Origin of the sequence: Enterobacteriaceae endosymbiont of Donacia tomentosa (assembly GCF_012571135.1) — a bacterium.
Taxonomy (GTDB): domain Bacteria; phylum Pseudomonadota; class Gammaproteobacteria; order Enterobacterales; family Enterobacteriaceae.
In genome coordinates this window covers 22341-41755 of the sequence record NZ_CP046216.1, presented here as the reverse complement: position 1 = coordinate 41755, position 19415 = coordinate 22341, and the positions used below count along the sequence as shown (strand labels likewise).

15 protein-coding genes and 2 tRNA genes are annotated in these 19415 nt (G+C 21.2%); 11 read left to right on the top strand and 6 right to left on the bottom strand.

Translation table 11 applies throughout. The features are described from left to right. The first annotated feature begins 78 nt into the window (after positions 1 to 78). The 8 genes from GJT88_RS00210 to metE all read left to right on the top strand — a co-directional run bounded on the left by GJT88_RS00210 (position 79) and on the right by metE (position 12032). A complete protein-coding gene (locus tag GJT88_RS00210; protein WP_168894957.1) occupies positions 79 to 1257 on the top strand; it encodes an outer membrane protein assembly factor BamB family protein in 1179 nt (392 codons plus the stop codon). A 13-nt stretch (positions 1258 to 1270) separates the two neighbouring features. Beyond that, the gene (der, locus tag GJT88_RS00205; RefSeq protein ID WP_168894956.1) at positions 1271 to 2617 is read left to right on the top strand and encodes a ribosome biogenesis GTPase Der; all 1347 of its coding nucleotides are present in this window, start codon (positions 1271 to 1273) and stop codon (positions 2615 to 2617) included. 77 nt (positions 2618 to 2694) lie between these two features. Next, complete coding sequence (dusA, locus tag GJT88_RS00200; protein ID WP_168894955.1) at positions 2695 to 3681, top strand: tRNA dihydrouridine(20/20a) synthase DusA; 987 nt, start codon at positions 2695 to 2697, stop codon at positions 3679 to 3681. Positions 3682 to 3728: 47 nt separating this feature from the next. After that, a complete protein-coding gene (gene dnaB, locus GJT88_RS00195; RefSeq protein WP_246213258.1) occupies positions 3729 to 5138 on the top strand; it encodes a replicative DNA helicase in 1410 nt (469 codons plus the stop codon). A 153-nt stretch (positions 5139 to 5291) separates the two neighbouring features. After that, a complete protein-coding gene (gene cysS / locus GJT88_RS00190) occupies positions 5292 to 6698 on the top strand; it encodes a cysteine--tRNA ligase (RefSeq protein ID WP_168894954.1) in 1407 nt (468 codons plus the stop codon). Continuing rightward, complete coding sequence (ligA, locus tag GJT88_RS00185; protein ID WP_168894953.1) at positions 6670 to 8736, top strand: NAD-dependent DNA ligase LigA; 2067 nt, start codon at positions 6670 to 6672, stop codon at positions 8734 to 8736. The genes cysS and ligA overlap by 29 nt, the downstream gene beginning before the upstream one ends. A gap of 94 nt (positions 8737 to 8830) precedes the next feature. Further along, on the top strand, positions 8831 to 9655 hold the full coding sequence (gene dapD / locus GJT88_RS00180) for a 2,3,4,5-tetrahydropyridine-2,6-dicarboxylate N-succinyltransferase (RefSeq protein ID WP_168894952.1): 825 nt from the start codon (positions 8831 to 8833) through the stop codon (positions 9653 to 9655). Between the two features lie 91 nt (positions 9656 to 9746). Next, positions 9747 to 12032, top strand: a complete 2286-nt coding sequence (metE, locus tag GJT88_RS00175; RefSeq protein WP_168894951.1) for a 5-methyltetrahydropteroyltriglutamate--homocysteine S-methyltransferase — start codon at positions 9747 to 9749, stop codon at positions 12030 to 12032. 43 nt (positions 12033 to 12075) lie between these two features. Here the strand turns inward: metE and GJT88_RS00170 are convergent. The 5 genes from GJT88_RS00170 to recA form a co-directional block, all read right to left on the bottom strand. Continuing rightward, positions 12076 to 12148: transfer RNA gene (locus GJT88_RS00170), tRNA-Arg, on the bottom strand. Between the two features lie 3 nt (positions 12149 to 12151). Next, positions 12152 to 12239: transfer RNA gene (locus tag GJT88_RS00165), tRNA-Ser, on the bottom strand. 91 nt (positions 12240 to 12330) lie between these two features. Further along, complete coding sequence (gene csrA / locus GJT88_RS00160) at positions 12331 to 12516, bottom strand: carbon storage regulator CsrA (RefSeq protein WP_168894950.1); 186 nt, start codon at positions 12514 to 12516, stop codon at positions 12331 to 12333. Between the two features lie 112 nt (positions 12517 to 12628). Beyond that, positions 12629 to 15262: an alanine--tRNA ligase gene (alaS, locus tag GJT88_RS00155; RefSeq protein WP_168894949.1), complete on the bottom strand. Its 2634-nt coding sequence runs from the start codon at positions 15260 to 15262 to the stop codon at positions 12629 to 12631. Between the two features lie 62 nt (positions 15263 to 15324). Next, positions 15325 to 16332: a recombinase RecA gene (recA, locus tag GJT88_RS00150; protein ID WP_168894948.1), complete on the bottom strand. Its 1008-nt coding sequence runs from the start codon at positions 16330 to 16332 to the stop codon at positions 15325 to 15327. 150 nt (positions 16333 to 16482) lie between these two features. Between recA and GJT88_RS00145 the strand changes: the two genes are divergently transcribed. After that, positions 16483 to 16734, top strand: a complete 252-nt coding sequence (locus GJT88_RS00145; RefSeq protein ID WP_168894947.1) for a sulfurtransferase TusA family protein — start codon at positions 16483 to 16485, stop codon at positions 16732 to 16734. On the opposite strand, the gene rsmD is transcribed toward GJT88_RS00145, so the two are convergent. After that, positions 16731 to 17309 (bottom strand): 16S rRNA (guanine(966)-N(2))-methyltransferase RsmD, encoded by a 579-nt coding sequence (rsmD, locus tag GJT88_RS00140; protein ID WP_168894946.1) that lies wholly within the window; start codon positions 17307 to 17309, stop codon positions 16731 to 16733. The genes GJT88_RS00145 and rsmD overlap by 4 nt on opposite strands. 136 nt (positions 17310 to 17445) lie before the next feature. On the opposite strand from rsmD, the gene ftsY reads away from it, so the two are divergent. After that, on the top strand, positions 17446 to 18417 hold the full coding sequence (ftsY, locus tag GJT88_RS00135) for a signal recognition particle-docking protein FtsY (protein ID WP_168894945.1): 972 nt from the start codon (positions 17446 to 17448) through the stop codon (positions 18415 to 18417). Between the two features lie 60 nt (positions 18418 to 18477). Next, complete coding sequence (rpoH, locus tag GJT88_RS00130) at positions 18478 to 19362, top strand: RNA polymerase sigma factor RpoH (protein WP_168894944.1); 885 nt, start codon at positions 18478 to 18480, stop codon at positions 19360 to 19362. The last annotated feature ends 53 nt before the right edge of the window (positions 19363 to 19415 follow it).

Here is a 19415-nt window from a genome sequence, read left to right as displayed (position 1 = left end):
TATTATGGAATTTTAACGTAAAAAAATAATAATATTATTACTTAAAACCAGTATATTTTTTAAAATAAAGAGAAAAATATGAAAATACAAAAATATATAATTTTAATATTTATCTTTTTTCCTTTTTTCGTAAAAGCAGATGTTTTTAATAATTGGTATTTATCAAATAACTTTTTTTTTAAAGAAAAAAAAAAAAGTAAAATAGACTTAGAGTTACTTTGGACAAAAAAGATAGGACATGGGAAATATATTTTTACACAATTAGAACCAGCTTATAAAAAAGGATTGTTATATGTAACAGATACATGGGGTTCTGTTTATTGTATTGATATATATACAGGAGAAATAATTTGGAATATTAATCTTATAAAAAAATTTTGTTTTTTTCACTGTGATTCTAAATATCTTTTTAGTGGACCTGTAATTTCTGATAATTATTTATATTTAAGTAGTGAAAAAGGTATAGTTTTTGCTTTAAATATTAAAAATGGTAATAAGATATGGGAAAAAAATGTTTTTGGAGAAATTTTATCAAAACCTATTATAAAAAATAACATATTATTAATTTATAATATGAATGATATTTTACAAGCATTAAATAAATACAATGGTAAAATTTTATGGACAATTAATTTAGGTATTACAAATAAATTAAATTTTAGAGGATCTTCTTCACCAGTAATTTTTTTTAATAATGTTATTCTTGGAGGTAACAATGGTATTGTTAGTTCACGAATAATAAATAATGGGATGTTAGTTTGGGAAACAAATTTAACAAAATTTAATTCTAAATCAGATTTTTTGCAAATAAATGATATTGATATACAACCATTAATATATAATGGAATTGTTTATGCGTCTTCTTATAATGGTAGTTTTGTTGCTATAGATTTAAGTAATGGAAATATAATTTGGGAAAAAATATATTTCACACATAAAAATTTTATTATTAATAATAATATTATCTATTTAATAGATACAGACAACAATATTTATACATTAAACACAAAAAATGGAAATATCATTTGGATACAAAAAGAATTTAAAAAATATGATATTAATAATTTATTATTTTATAAGGCAAAAATTTATTTTACAGATAATAAAGGATTTATTTACTGGATAAATGCTAAAACAGGAAAATTTATTGGAAAACAAAGAATTAGTAAAAAAAATATACATAAACTTTTATTAATAAAAAATATGATAGTTATACAAAATATATATGGTAAAATATACGTACTTACAATTAAATAATAAAGAGATAAAAATGGATTTAGATAATCCTATTATAACTATATTAGGAGATGCTAATGTAGGAAAATCTTCTTTATATAATGCATTAACTAAAACAAATGATGCTATAGTAAATAATATTTCTGGATTTACTATAGATAGAAAGTATGGTGATGCTTTAATAAAAAATTATAAATTTATTTGTGTTGATACAGGTAGTTATAATTATCATAATAAATTTTCTAAAAAAAATCCTTTTATAAAAAAACAAATATTATATGTAATAAAGGAATCAAATTTAATTTTATTAATTATAAAAGGAGATAAAATTACATCTATTGATTATAAAATAATTAATATTATAAGAGTTCATAATAAACAAGCATTAATTTTAATAAATAAAAAAAATAAAAATTTTTTAGATATTGAATTTTATTCTATAGGTTTTCAAGTTTATTTAATTAATATTTTAAATAAAAAAGATATTTTAAAATTACGTAAAATATTATTACCTTATATAAAAAATTTTTATCAAAAAAAAAGATATAATAATATAAAAAAACAAAATACAATTTTTTATAATAAAGATATAAAATTAGCTATAATAGGAATGCCTAATGTCGGTAAATCCACTTTAGTTAATAATATTCTTAATGAAGAAAGAGTAATTACCAATCATACTCCTGGTACAACAAGGGATAATATTATAATTTCTTTGAATAAATGTTCTGGTTTCAAAAAAAATATTATTTTAATTGACACAGCAGGTATAAGAAAAAAAAAAATTAATGATAAAATAGAAAAATTTTCTATTATAAAAACTTTCCAATCTATAAAACAATCTAATATAGTTTTATTTATGATAAATGGTGAAAAAAAAATTTTTTGTCGTCAAGAATTATCTATTATTAGATATATTCTTGCCCAAAGAAAAGCTATTATTATTTTAATAAATAAAACAGATTTAATAACATTTAGGGAAGTAGAAAATATTAAAAAATTAATTAGACAAAAATTTTATTTTTTACCAATTATTTCTATATCAGCTAAATTGAATAAAAATATAAACAATATTTTTAAAATAGTATATAAAATATATAATATTTCTAATCAAATTTTTAATACATCTAAATTAATGAAAATTTTACATCTGGCTATAGATAATTTATCACCCCCTATGTGTAAGGGTAAAAAAATAAAATTAAAATATATACATCCTACTAAAAAATATCCTTTAACATTAAAAATACATGGTAATCAGGTAACTAAATTAAATAATAATTATAAACGTTATTTATTAAATTTTTTTCATAATAAATTACAATATTTTGGTACATCTATAATTTTAAAATTTCAAGAAAATAAAAATCCTTATATTTAAAATTTTTTTATAAAAAAAACTAAATACATAATATTTTATTATTATTTTTCTTATAAAAATTTATTTATTAAACTAATATGAAAAAAGATGATAATATTCCATATTTTAGATTTGAAGTTGCTCCTATGTTAAAAAAAACAAATAGATATTGTAGATATTTTTACAGAAAACTAACTAAAAAAGCTTTATTATATACTGAAATGATTCACTCAAATGTAATTAAAAATAATAAAAATATTTTATTAAAAAATAATAATGTTAAAAATGTTGTATTACAATTAGCAGGAAATGAACCCAAATTATTATCTTCATGTGCTAAACAAGCAGAAAAAATAGGTTATAAAGAAATAAATTTTAATTTAGGTTGTCCTTCTTTAAAATCACAAAAAGGTCATTTTGGAGCTTATTTAATGAATCAACCTTTGATTGTATCGGATTGTATTAAAGCAATGAGTGACAGTGTAACAATTCCTATTACAGTTAAAATGCGTACTGGAACTGATCATAATAATAATGATATATTTTTATATAATTTGATTAATTTATTATCAGATAGTGGTTGTAAGCGATTCATTATTCATGCAAGAAAAGCGTTACTTGCTCCTAATATAAATGTTAAAAATAATCTTATTATTCCCAAATTAGATTATAATCTCGTATACAAAATAAAAAAAGAATTTCCTAATATAAAAATATCAATTAATGGTGGGATTAAAACCTTATCAGATATAAAAAATCATTTAAAATATGTTGATGGAGTCATGTTGGGACGTCAAATTTTTAAAAATCCTAGATTCTTAATAAAAATAGATCAATTTTTATTTAAAAATAAATCTGTTGTACAAAATCCTATAATAATAGTAAAATCTATATTTCCTTATATAAAAAAGGAATTAAATAAGGGCATTCCATTAAAAATTATCACTGCTCCTATATTAAATTTTTTTCATGGTATGAATGGGTCAAATAATTTTAAAAAATTTATTTCTAATAAAAATAATTATTTAAATCTCAATAGTCTTGAAGTATTAAATAAAGCATTATCTTACATAAAAATTAAATAATATTTTTTGTTAACATATTATTTAAAAAATAAAACTTATATTTATCTATGGTAATAAACAATTTAATGAAACAATTTAAATTAAAAAAAGATTTACAAATTGAAAAAATAAAAATACCTCCTCATTCTCTGGAAGCAGAACAATCTATATTAGGAGGTTTAATGTTAGATAATGATCGTTGGGATAATGTTATCGAAAAAATAATAGTAGATGATTTTTTTATCGTATCACATAAAATCATTTTTAATGAAATGAATTTTTTAATAGAATTAGGGAAACCAATTGATTTAATTACACTTTCGGAATCTTTAGAAAATAAAAAAAAATTAAATAAAGTAGGAGGATTTGCCTACTTAGCTGAATTATCAAAAAACATTCCAAGTATATCTAATATTTCTGCTTATGTTGATATTGTACGAGAACGAGCAATTATCAGGGAAATGATATCATCTGCACATGAAATAGCAGAAGCTGGTTATTATCCTAATGGCAGAAATAGTGAAGAACTTTTAAATTTAGCTGAATCCCGTATTTTTCAAATAGCAGAAAAAAGATTAAATAAAGATACTAAACCAAAAAGTTTAGATGAAATTTTAGAAATGACTATTTCCAAAATAGAATCATTTTATAATACACCTAAAAATGGAATTACTGGTATAGATACTGGATATCATGAACTAAATAAAAAAACAGCAGGTTTGCAAAAATCAGATTTAATTATAATTGCTGCTAGACCTGCTATGGGTAAAACTACTTTCGCTATGAATATTTGTGAAAATACAGCCTTATCACAAGATAAGCCTGTATTAATATTTAGTTTAGAAATGCCATGTGAACAAATTATGATGCGTATGTTAGCATCTCTTTCTAGAGTACATCAAAATAGAATTAGAACTGGCCGATTAACTGATGATGATTGGAAAAAAATATCTACTACTATGAGTATGTTATTAAAAAAAAAAAATATATATATTGATGACTCTTCTGAATTAACTCCGACTGAAATTAGGTTGCGTTCTCGTAGAATTTTTAGAGAAAATGATGGGTTAAGTTTAATAATGATAGATTATTTACAATTAATGCGTGTGCCCTCTTTATCTTTCAATAGAACATTAGAAATATCTGAAATTTCACGTTCTTTAAAAGCTTTAGCAAAGGAATTACATGTTCCTGTTGTAGCTTTATCTCAATTAAACAGATCTTTAGAACAGAGATCTGATAAACGTCCAATGAATTCTGATTTACGAGAGTCGGGTTCTATAGAACAAGATGCGGATCTTATTATGTTTATTTATAGGGATGAAATATATAATGAACATACTAATTTACATGGTATAGCTGAAATTATTATAGGAAAACAACGAAATGGACCTATTGGTACTATAAAATTAACGTTTAACAATCAGATTGCACGTTTTGATAATTATGCTAATTATTATGATAATAGAAATATTTAAGATATCTATTTAATATCATTAATAATGATTTTATTTAATACATATTTTATATAGATAAAAATTTAGTTTAAAAGAATAAATATATTATGTAAAAAAATTATTAATAATATATAAAAAAATTTATATGTAAAGTTATTTATTATGGAAATATATATGTTAAAAATTTTTAATACTTTAAGTAAAAGTAAAGAAATATTTTCCCCCATAAATAAAAAGCAAGTTAAAATTTATGTATGTGGGATAACTCCATACAAAATGTGTCATATTGGACATGGAAGAACATTTATTATATTTGATATAATAATAAGATATTTAAAATTTTTAGGTTATAATGTGCAATATATAAGAAATATTACTGATATTAATGATAAAATAATACAAATAGCTCATAAAAGGGATATAAATATAAATGATATCACAAAAAAAATAATTAAAGAAATTTCCAAAGATTTTTATAATTTAAATATACTACCACCTAATGTTGAACCTAAAGTAACAGATCATATAAATGATATAATAAGTATGATTAAAACTTTGTTAGATAATAAAAATGCATATATTGCTAAAAATGGTGATATTATGTTTTCAATTAAAAAATATTTAAATTATGGAATATTATCTAAACAAAAAATAGATTTTTTACAATTAGGAAAAAGAATCAAAAATATTAGTTTCAAGAAAAATTGTAAAGATTTTATTTTATGGAAATTAGTGAATAAAAAAACTATAGGTTGGATATCCCCTTGGGGATATGGTCGTCCAGGATGGCATATAGAATGCTCTGCTATTAGTAATAAATATTTAGGAAATTTTTTTGATATACATGGAGGCGGAAGTGACTTGATTTTTCCTCATCATGAAAATGAAATTGCACAGTCTTATTGCGCTAATAAGTCTTTTTCTGTTAATTATTGGGTCCATACAGGGCTAATAAATATCAATAACAAAAAAATGTCTAAGTCTTTGGATAATACTATTAAATTAAGAAATTTATTAACAAAATATAATAAGGAAATTATTAGATATTTTTTTACAGCAACTCATTATCGTAGCCCTATTGTTTATAGTGAAAATAAATTAAAACAAGCACAATTAGCTATACAAAAATTATATACTTCTATGTCTTATTGGAACAATAATTATTTAAATACAACTATACAAAATAATTTTTTCTCACTAGAGAAAAAATTCTATGAAGCGATGGATGATGATTTTAATACACCAAAAGCATATAATATTTTATTTAAAATATCTCATAATATTAATATAGCTTACCATCAAAAAAAATATTTAATTGTCAATCATCTAATACTAAAATTAAAAAAACTAGGGAATATTATTGGTATTTTATATTTTAACCCTAAAAATTATTTTAAAGATTATGGTAAATTTTATAATCAATATAATGAATTAGAAATAGATAAATTAATTAAAAAACGTAATATTGCTCGAAAGAACAAATTATGGTATGAAGCCGATCTAATTCGTAATATATTAAATAATAAAAATATTATTTTAGAAGATAGAAAAAATGGTACTATATGGAAAAGAAAAAATTAAAATAGTTAAATTAATAAAGATTTTGAAAAAAATTTGTATAGTTTTATATTTTCAAAAAAGAGTAAAAAAATTACGTAAAAGAATTATTAATTATAATTATAAATATTATGTGTTAAATAACCAAGATATTCCTGATTATCAATACGATAAATTATTATTAAAATTAAAAAAAATAGAAAGTTTATTTCCTTATTTAAGAAATAAAAAATCTCCTACTCAAATAGTAGGAGAAAAAACATTAATTAATTTTAAAAAAATAAATCACAAAATTCCCATGCTATCATTAAATAATGTTTTTGACAAAAAAAGTTTACTTAAAAATTTTTTATATCCTTTAAAAATAAAATTTAATAAACAAAATTTTTGTTGTGAATTAAAATTTGATGGAATAGCAATTAGTTTACTATATAAAAATGGTTTGTTGATAAGAGGTGCGACTAGAGGTAATGGTATTACCGGCGATAATGTTACACATAACATATTAAAAATTAAAGAGATTCCACATAAATTAAAGGGTACTAATTTTCCATTCTTACTAGAAGTAAGAGGTGAAATATTTATAACTAAAAAAAATTTTAGTGTTTTAAATAAATTACAATTTTCAATTAATAAAAAATTTTGTAATACTCGTAGTGCTGCAGTGGGGCTTTTGAGACTAAATAATAATATAAACAATAAAACAATAAAATTATTAAGTTTTTTTAGTTATGGTATTGGTTTTAGTAAAAAATTAAATATTTTTAGTCAAAATAAAATATTACAAAGATTAAAATCTTATGGACTACCAGTATCTAATTATTCCAAAATTTATTTTTCTTTTAGTAAAATTCAAAATTTTTATAATTATTTTCAAAAAAATAGAAATTTTTTACCATATGTTATTGATGGGATTGTTATTAAAATAGATAGTATAAAAATACAAAATATTTTGGGTTGTACAGCTCATGCACCTAAATGGGCTATTGCGTATAAATTTCCTTCACAAGAAAAGATAACATTTTTACAAAAAGTTATTTTTCAAATAGGACGTACTGGTATTGTAACCCCTATAGCTAAATTTAATACTGTGAATATTTCAGGAAATAATATTAATTATGCAACATTATATAACACAAATGAAATAAAAAAACTAAATCTAAAAATAGGAGATATGATAATCGTACAACGTTGTGGTGATGTTATACCTAAAATAATTAATGTAGTGATAGAAAAAAGATTTTTTAATAAAGTAGAAGATGTTATTCTTCCAAAGAAATGTCCTAGTTGCAATAATTTACTTAAAAAAAACAAGAATAATATTTTATATTGTTCAGTAGGTTTTTTTTGTAAAGATCAATTAAAAGGATATTTAAAACATTTTATATCTAGAAATGCAATTAATATTAATTATATTGGTGATAAATTAATTGATAAATTAGTAGAAAAAAATTTTGTAAAAAATTTATTAGATTTATTTAAAATAAATTATACTACTTTAGTAAAAATAGATACTTTAGGGGAAAAATTAATTCAAAAAATATTAAAATCTTTAAAAGAGGAAAAAATAGTAACATTTGATAGATTTTTATTTTCTTTGGGGATTCCTGAAGTTGGCATAGTATCTTCTTATAATTTGTCTCATTTTTTTAAAACAATAGATAATTTTCTTAATACTAATTTAATAGAATTATCAAACATACCTGGTATCGGGACAAAAATATCATTAAATATATTAAATTATATTAATAATAAAAATAATGTTGATACAATAAAAAATTTATTAAAAGAAATAAATATTATTTATCCTAAAATTCTTATTGAGAAAAATTATTTTTATGGAAAAAGAGTTACTATTACTGGAAAATTATTCTTTATTAAAAGATTTGAACTTATAAAAAAATTAAGACTTTTAGGATCTAACATAGATAATAATATTAAAAAAAATACTGATATATTAATTTTGGGTAAAAAGCCTAGTTCTAAACTCTTAAGAGCAAATAAATTAAATATTAAAATAATTAACGAAAATGTACTTTTAAAATTATTGAGTGAAAAATAAAATTTAGTACTATTTTTTATTAAAAATTGTTTAATATGAAAATTAATGTTATCTTCATTATATTTAATTTAATAAATAATAAATAAAAAATTACATGAATAATATAAAAAATATTATAAAAAATTATTTTGTAGAATATGATAAAGACCATTCTTTTTTAAAGAAAAAAGAATTTGTAGAGATAATTAATCAAATTATTAAGATGTTAGATAAAGGTAAAATTAGAGTAGCAGAAAAAATAAATAATGTTTGGATTACTCATCAATGGATAAAAAAAGCAATACTATTATATTTTAAAATTAATAAAAATTATTTATTAGAAGAATCATATAGTAATTTCTATGATAAAATTCCTTTAAAATTTAATTCTTTTACAAAAAACGATTTTGAAAAAATGAACTGTCGTATTCTACCTCCTACTGTTGTAAGATATGGATCATTTATATCTCAAAATACTGTTTTAATGCCTTCTTTTGTAAATATAGGTGCATTTGTAGGAAAAGGAACAATGATTGACACATGGTCTACAATTGGATCTTGTGCACAAATTGGTAATAATGTTCATATTTCTGGAGGAGTAGGAATAGGTGGAGTTTTGGAACCTATACAATCTAATCCTACAATTATAGAAAATAATTGTTTTATAGGTGCTAGATCAGAGATAGTAGAAGGAGTAATTATTAAAAAAGGTTCTGTTATTTCTATGGGAGTATATATAGGACAAAGTACTAAGATATATGATAGGGAAACAGGATTAATTTATTATGGAGTAGTGCCTAGTTATTCTGTAGTAGTTCCTGGAACTATACCTTCAAAAAATGGTAAATATAGTTTATATTGTGCTGTAATTGTAAAAAAAGTAGATTCTAAAACTTTAAGTAAAGTAGAAATTAATAAAATTTTACGTGAAAATTACTAATTTTTATTATAAAATTATTTTTACTTGAGTTTTTTATCATATTTATAGATTATATATTAATACTTAAAAATTAAATAGGTATATTATAAATATGAATGTTTTAAGTCATATATTAGGTTTTCCAAGAATTGGTAAAAATAGAGAATTAAAAAAATCTTTAGAAAAATATTGGAATAATAAAATTTCTAAAACAGAATTACTAAATACTGGTTTTAATATTAGAAAGTTTAATTTTAAACAACAAAAAAATAATCTTGATTTATTATCTGTAGGAGATTTTGCTTGGTATGATCATGTACTGAATACTAGTTTAATGTTGGGTAATATACCTTTAAGATATAGTAAAATTAGTAATCTTATTGATATAAATACAATGTTCAATATTAGTAGAGGTACTATACATGAAAATAAAAAAATTTATCCTAGTGACATGACAAAATGGTTTAATACTAACTATCATTATATAGTTCCTGAATTTTATTCAAATCAGTCTTTTAATTTTTCTTGGAAAGAATTATTAGAAGAAATAGATGAAGCAATAAGGTTAGGATATAAAAATTTAAAACCAATAATATTAGGTCCTTTAACGTATCTTTGGTTGGGAAAGATAATTGGTAAAAAATTTGATCGTTTAATGTTAATTAAAAAAATTTTACCAATTTATATTGAAATATTAACAGAAATTAGTAATAGAAAAATATCATGGATACAAATAGATGAACCTATTCTCTCTTTAGAGTTACCTAATAATTGGTTATATGAATTTAGAAATACATACAAAATTTTAAATAATCATTTTAAAAAAAATATTAATATATTATTAACTACATATTTTGGTGGTATTAGTCATAATATTGAATTAATAAAATTATTACCTATAAGTGGTATACATTTGGATTTTATTCATGGAAATGATAATATTAGTTTTATAAATGATATCTTACCAAAAGAATGGATATTATCTTGTGGTATTATTAACGGACGTAATATTTGGAAAACTAATTTAAAATTATGGTATGAAAAGTTATTAAAAATTAAAAAAAACAGAGAAAATTTGTGGATCAGTACTTCTTGTTCATTATTACACTCTCCTATTGACTTAAACACAGAAAATAATTTACCAAAAAGAGTTAAGGAATTATTTTCTTTTGCTATTCAAAAATGTTATGAGTTACTTCTTTTAAAAGAAGCATTACAGTATAATGATTTAAATAAATTAATAAAATGGAATAGATATACACAAAATTTTTCTCAAAATACTAAAAATAATCAAATTTTTCAAAAAAAAATTGTGATTAATGACGAAAAAAAAATTAATAGTAATCGTATAAGTTATACAATACGATCTGTTTTACAAAAACAAAAATTAAAATTACCATTATTTCCTATAACAACTATAGGTTCTTTCCCCCAAACTAAAGATATCAGAAAAATAAGATCTAATTATAAATTAGGATTAATTGATTATTCATCGTACGAAAAAAATATAAAAAAACATATTAAAGATATCGTAAATATTCAGGAAAAATTAGATTTAGATATTTTAGTACATGGTGAACCAGAAAGAAATGATATGGTAGAATATTTTGGAGAAAATTTGAATGGTTTTATTATTACTGAAAACGGATGGGTACAAAGTTATGGATCTCGTTGTGTAAAACCTCCTATTATATTTAGTGATATTAATAGAAATAAACCAATCACAGTAAAATGGATTAAATATGCTCAATCTTTGACAACTAAAATTGTAAAAGGAATGTTAACAGGTCCAATGACTATATTTTTATGGTCTTTCCCTAGAGAAGATATTACTCCTATAGAAATTACAAAACAAATTTCTTTAGTTTTAAAAGAAGAAATTTTAGATTTAGAAAAAGCAAATATTAAAATCATACAGATAGATGAACCGGCTTTAAGAGAAGGATTGCCTTTAAAAAAATCAGAATGGAAAAAATATTTACAATGGGCAGTAACATCATTTAAATTAGTAACATCTAATGTACAAGACACCACACAAATACATACACATATGTGTTATTCTGAATTTAAGGATATAATAAATGATATTATTGCTTTAGATGCAGATGTTATAAGCATTGAAACATCTCGTTCTAGTATGGATTTAATTAAATTATTTAAATATGTAAATTATCCCAATGGGATTGGGTTAGGAGTATATGATATACATTCACCTAATATTCCTTCAATTAAGTTAATAAAAAATTTTTTAAAACAAGCATCTCAAAATATACCTATGAAAAATATCTGGGTTAACCCAGATTGTGGGTTAAAAACAAGAAATTGGGAAGAAACTGTAAAAAGTTTATATAATATGGTATATGCTACTAAAATTTTAAGAAATGAATTAAAGGACTAGTGATAAATTAAAGATTAATTAATTAATTAATTAATTAGTTAATTGCATCCGGGAGGATTCGAACCTCCGACCGCTCGGTTCGTAGCCGAGTACTCTTTCCACTGAGCTACGGATGCTCTCGGTGAGAGAGAGATTCGAACCCTCGATATAGCATAACTATATACACCCTTAGCAGGGGTGCGCCTTCAACCACTCGGCCATCTCACCACTATATTAGTGTAATATACTATATACTATAAGTAGATAAGTCAAATTTAATTATATTAATATTAGTTTCATGTATAAATTTTAATTTATTTTAAGTTTTTTTTAACTGTTTTTTTTCTGCTTGTATACGTTGGTAGATTTCTTCACGATGTACAGCAATTTCTCTAGGAGCATTAACACCTATTCGAACTTGATTCCCTTTTATTCCTAATACAGTTACCATAACTTCATCACCAATCATAAGTGTTTCGCCTACTCGGCGAGTAAGAATAAGCATTCCTTTCTCCTTAAAAAAATAAATTATAAATTAATAATTATAATTAAAATTAATAATTTTATATTTTATTTTAAAAAATAATGTTATTAAATAAAATAAATATTTTATAAAACTAATTTGATTTATTTATTTTATTTAAAATAAAAGTTCTAATTTTAGATAAATTAAAAAGATATTTATCTTTATTAATATCAGTATTTATTTGTGCTATACTAGCACATCCACCTATTTTACAAATATTTTTATCAAAATTATTACTAATTATTTCAATAGCACTAATAAAATTAGAAATATTTTTAGTAATTTTAATTATTAAAAATATTTTTTTCTCCCATTTAGTAGATAATACAATTATCGTTTTTTCAAATTTATTAACTAAATTTTTTATAATATGATGTAATAATTTTGGATTAAAATTATAAATTCGACTAATTATTAAATTAATATTATTAATAATAATATTATCTCTTAATAAAATTTTTCTTTCTTTTAAAAGAATATATTTTTCTAATTCTTTAATATTATTTAATAAAATATTATTTTTTTTTTTATATAAAATAATACTTTCAATTATTTTATCTTCATCAGTTTTAAATAAATTAGTAATAATTTTAATTTGGTTATTTTTTTTTTGTATGTATTCTAATGCTAAATTATGAGTTACAGCATGTATTCTTTTTACTCCGTTTGCTATATTTAAAAATTTTGTAATCATAAAAAAACCAATTTGGTTTGTACTATTAACATGAGTTCCACAACACAATTCTCTAGAAATATTTTTAATATCGACAATTTTAACAATATCATCATATTTATTATGATGTAATGAAATAATATTATCTTCTTTTTTAATTTCTTTTTTTATTTTTTCATATATTTTTATTGATATATTTTGAAATATGTAATTATTAACAATTTTCTCTATTTTAAATATATCATTTAATAATAAAGATTCTTGATAAGAGAAATCAAATCTTAGATAATGTTCAGTAATTAAAGATCCTTTTTGTTTTATAAGTGTTCCAAATTCTTGACGTAAACTAGCATGTAATAAATGAGTAGCTGTATGGTTTCTCGTTATTTTAAAACGACGTGATACATTTATATTTGAATATAGGGCATCATTTATTTCTAATGATCCTAATATCATTTCTCCAATATGTATAATTAAATTACCTTTTATTTTTGTGTTATTAACTTGAAAAATATTATCTTTATCTTTCTCTAAAAATCCCGTATCTCCTATTTGTCCACCCGCTTCTCCATAAAAAGAAGTAATATCTAATATAATTTCAGCTTTATCTCCTTTTTTAATTTTTTTTACCAAAGATCCATTATAATATATATCTAATACAGTACTTTTTATACTAAAATTTGTATATCCATAAAATTTTGAAATTTTATTTTTATAATATATATTAATTTTTTTATTAAAAACACTATTGTTTTTAGATTTTTGTTTTTGAATTTCCATATATTTTTCAAATTCTTGAATATCACAATTAATATTTTTCTGCATACATATATCTTTTATTAAACTAAGAGATAAACCAAAAGTATCATATAAATAAAATATTTTTTCCCCTGGTAAATTTTTAGTTTTTAATTTTTTAATTTCTTTATTTAATAAAATAGTTCCTTTTTCTAAAATTATATTAAAATGTTCTTCTTCTTTTTTTATAATTCTTTTAATAAATTTATACTTTTTACATAAATTTATTTTTTCTATATTATTAATATGTTTAATATATATTTTAACTAATTTATAAAAAAAAAGTTTTTTTTCTCCTAAAATTTTACCATGATTAATGGCTCTTCTTATAATACGTCTTAAAACATATCCTCTACTTTCATTACTAGGTAAAACCCCTTCTGATATTAAATAAATAGAAGCTCTTATATGATCTGCTATAACTTTGAATGAATTATGAGTTACATGTCTATTTTTAATAAAAATAGATATATCTTCTATCAGTTCTTTAAAAAATGTTATTTCATAATTAGAATCTACTTTTTCTAAAACACTACTAATACGTTCTAATCCCATACCAGTATCTACTGATTTAATAGATAAAGGGATAAGGTTACCAGAAAAATCTTTATTAAATTGTATAAATACTATATTCCATATTTCAATAAATCGATCTCCAAAATTATGTAAAATATTACCTTTAAGGTGAGAACCTAAATCATAAAAAATTTCCGTGGAAGGACCACAAGGACCAGTATCAGACATTTGCCAAAAATTATCAGAATTATAATCTATATTATTTTTATCTCCAATTATTATAATATTTTTTTTATTTAAACTAATATCTTTATACCATATATCATATGTTTCTTTATCTGTATGATAGACAGTGACAAATATTTTTTTTTTTTCTAAATTAAATTTTTCCGTTAATAATTCCCAAGCAAAAGATATAGCTTCTTTTTTAAAATAATCCCCAAAACTAAAATTACCTAACATTTCAAAAAAAGTATGATGTCTGTTTGTAAAACCTACATTTTGTAAGTCATTATGTTTTCCTCCTACTCGGATACATTTTTGTATCGTAGTAATTCTTGGGAAAGGAGATTTTCTATGTCCTAAAAAATATTCTTTAAATTGATTCATTCCTGCATTTGTAAATAATAAAGTAGGATCATTATAAGGTAATAATGAACTACCTTCTATAATTTTATGTTTTTTTTTATGAAAAAAGTTTAAAAATATTTGACTTATTTCTCTTGTTTTTTTTCTCATATTTTAAACCTTGAAAATTATTTCTATATATTATATAAAAAATTATATATGAAAAATGAAGATTATTTGGATTGTTTTTTTGCAAAAAAAATTTCCCTTAATTTTTTTTCTATTTCATATGTTTTTTTTTTATTATTTTTTAAATAATTAATAGCATTTAATTTACCTTGTCCAATTTTTTCGTTTTGGTAACTATACCATGATCCACATTTATCAATTATTTTCTGATTTACGCCTAAATCTAATAATTCACCGTAAGTATTAATTCCTTCTCCATATATAATTTGAAATTCAGCGTTTTTAAATGGCACAGCAACTTTATTTTTTACTACTTTTACTCTAGTTTCATTTCCTATAATATTATCTCCATTTTTAACATTACCTATTTTACGAATATCTAATCTTATCGAAGCATAAAATTTTAAAGCATTTCCTCCGGTAGTTACTTCGGGATTACCAAATAATACTCCAATTTTCATTCTTATTTGGTTGATAAAAATAAGTAATGTATTTGTTTGTTTTAAGTTACTTGCTAATTTTCTCATAGCTTGACTCATCATACGTGCAGCTAAACCTATATGTGAATCTCCTATTTCTCCTTCTATTTCGGCTTTAGGTGTAAGAGCGGCAACTGAATCTACTATTATAACATCTATAACTCCTGATTTGGCTAATGAGTCACATAATTCTAATGCTTGTTCTCCTGTATCTGGTTGAGAACATAGTAATTTACTAATATCAACATTAAGTTTTTGTGCATAGATAGGATCTAAAGCATGTTCAGCATCAATAAAGGCACATATTTTACCTAATTTTTGTGCTTCAGCAATAATTTGTAATGTTAATGTTGTTTTGCCAGAAGATTCTGGGCCATATATTTCAACAATCCTGCCTATAGGTAATCCCCCAATACCTAATGCTATATCTAAGGATAAAGAACCAGTAGATATTGCTTCAATGTCCATAGTTCTATTATCACCTAATCTCATAATAGAACCTTTACCAAATTGACTCTCTATTTGAGAAATAGCATCTTCAAGAGCTATTTGTTTTTTTTTTTCTAAATTCACAAAATATACCTTATAAATTTTATTTATTAAAATATATAATTAAATTAAATTTTTTTATAATAAAAAATTTAATTTTGAATATTTTAAAGAAATATTTTATTCTTAAGTATAAGATAGTTTTGATAAATTTATAATTAAAAATATATTTTTATGTTTAAAAAAAGTGATTTTTATAGAAATCCAAATTATATTTTGGATATACAAGGATTCGATTGTCCTAAAACAATTATGATGATTAAAAAAAATACATTAAATATGAAAAAAAAAGAAACTTTATTAATTATTGCTGATAATGATTTAGTAATTTTAGATATAAAATACTTTTGCCAATTTACAAATTATATCATAATTAAACAAAAAATAGTTACTAAACCTTATTTATTTTTAATAAAAAAAATTTAATTTCTTATACATAAAGCATAAGTAACAATACTAAATTTTTTTTTACGATAAATCATCCAATTTTTTGGTAAGGTAACATTTTTACTTTTTGTTTTGTATTCAATATATATTCTTGCATTCTTTTTTAACCAATTATTTTTTTCTAATAAAAAACATGTTTGTTCCAATAAAAAATTTTTTTGACAAAAAGGAGGATCAACAAAAATTAAATCATGTTGTACTCCTTTTTTAGATAAAAAATCTAAAGTATTTTTATAGATTAAGAAAATATTTTTTATTTTTAATAGAAAAATGTTTTTTTTTAATTGTTGAAAAATTTTATAATTATTTTCTATTAAAGTAGCAGAAAAAGCATTTCTTGATAATGCCTCAAAACTTAAAGAACCTGTACCTGCATAACAATCTAAACATTTGAACATATGTATATCTTCTTTTATAATCCAATTAAATAAATTTTGACGAATAAAATTCATTGTAGGTTTTAACAAAAAATTGTTAATTACATATATTTTTTTACCCTTCCATTTTCCTGAAATTATATAGATACTGTTAATACTGGATGCTTTTTTTTTCATATTTTATATAAAAGTTATTAATAATGTTGATTACTTTAAAAATTAATTTTGATATATTATTTATATAATAAATTAGTTTAATTAAACTAAGTGTTTGATTACTAAATAATTAAAATTACTTTTTAAAAAATTTTATATGATAAATAAAAAAGATTCTATATTGAATACTAAAAAAAAAAAGACAGGAATCGGTTTTTTTAGTTATTTTAAAAAAAAATTATTAAAAACAAGTAAAACATTTAGCACTAATATTCTTAATCTTTTTAAAAAGAAATATATTATTAATTCACAATTATTTAATGAATTAAAAGAAAAATTAATTACTTCCGACATAAGTATAAATACCACTAAAAAAATTATTGATGAAGCTAAAAAATATGCAGAATTAAATAAACTGCAAAATTCTTCTCAATTATATGAATTCATCAAACAAAAAATGTTAAATATTCTATTACCTATTGAAATACCTTTAAATATTAATAATGGAAGTAAACCTTTTATAATATTAATTATTGGAGTTAACGGAGTTGGTAAAACGACTACAATAGGTAAATTATCAAATTATTTTCATAATAAGGGCAAATCAGTTCTTTTAGCTTCTGGAGATACTTTCAGAGCTGGTGCTCATGAACAATTATTATCATGGAGTAATAAAAGTAAGAGTATATTTATGGAAAATAATATTAAACATGATAGTTCAGCTATTATTTATGATGCAATATATGAAGCAAAAAAAAAAAATATTGATGTTTTAATAGCAGATACAGCAGGAAGAATTCATAATAATCTCTCTTTAATGAGAGAATTAAAAAAAATTGTCCGCGTTATAAAAAAAACTAACAAAAATAATCCAGACGAAATAATGTTAATTTTAGATGCTAATATTGGACAAAATTCTATTAATCAACTCAAAGCTTTTCATGATAATATAGGAGTAACAGGTATTACAATTACGAAATTAGATGGAACAGCAAGGGCTGGTGTTATTTTTTCTATAGCTTATGAATTTAATATACCATTAAGATATGTTTGTATTGGAGAAAAAATTGATGATATTCATTTATTTAATGCAAAAAATTTCATAGATGCTATTTTTACAAAAAATTAAATATTATTTGTTTAAAATTTAAAATTATCTTACTAATTTTAAATTAGTTGAGAGGATCTGATGTATAAAAATATATTCACCTCTGATTGTAAGTTGTTTCTTATACCAGTGAGAACATTAGATTCTTATATCTATGTTACTAATAGTTATCCTATACTAACTCTTAAGGAGGAAAGGGAATTATCAAAAAAATTATATTATAAAGGTGATATTAAAGCAGCAAAAAAGCTAATTTTATCTCATTTAAGATTTGTTATTCATATAGCAAAAAACTATTCTGGATATGGTTTACATCAATCTGATATTATCCAAGAAGGCAATATAGGCTTAATGAAAGCTGTACGTAAATTTAATCCTGAGGTTGGAGTACGTTTAGTTTCTTTTGCTATTCATTGGATAAAAGCTGAAATACATGAATATGTATTACGTAATTGGCGTATAGTTAAAGTAGCTACGACTAAAGCTCAGAGAAAATTATTTTTTAATTTAAGAAAAACAAAACCGAAATTAGGTTGGTTTAATAAAAATGAAATTAAAACAGTTGCAAAAAAATTAGGGGTATCAGTTAAAGATGTTTGTGAAATGGAATCTCGCATGTCTGCACAAGATATGACTTTTAACTATTCTTTGAAAGATAATTTCAAAAATAGTAAAAATATAAGTTCAAACTTTTTTTTAAAAGATTTTAATTCAAATTTTGCTCATATAATAGAAAAAAATGATTGGCAACAACATATTTCAACCAAATTATATAAAGCTATTTTAATGTTAGACTATCGTAGTCGTAACATTATTATTTTAAGATGGTTAAGTAAAAATAAAAAAAAAATTACTTTACAAAAATTAGCTAATTATTATGGAATATCTGCTGAACGTATTAGACAATTAGAAAAAAATGCTATGATAAAATTACGTTCTACATTAGGATATTTATCCCAAACATAATTTTTTAATATTTTTATATATATTAATTTATTATTTAGAATATTTTATGTCAT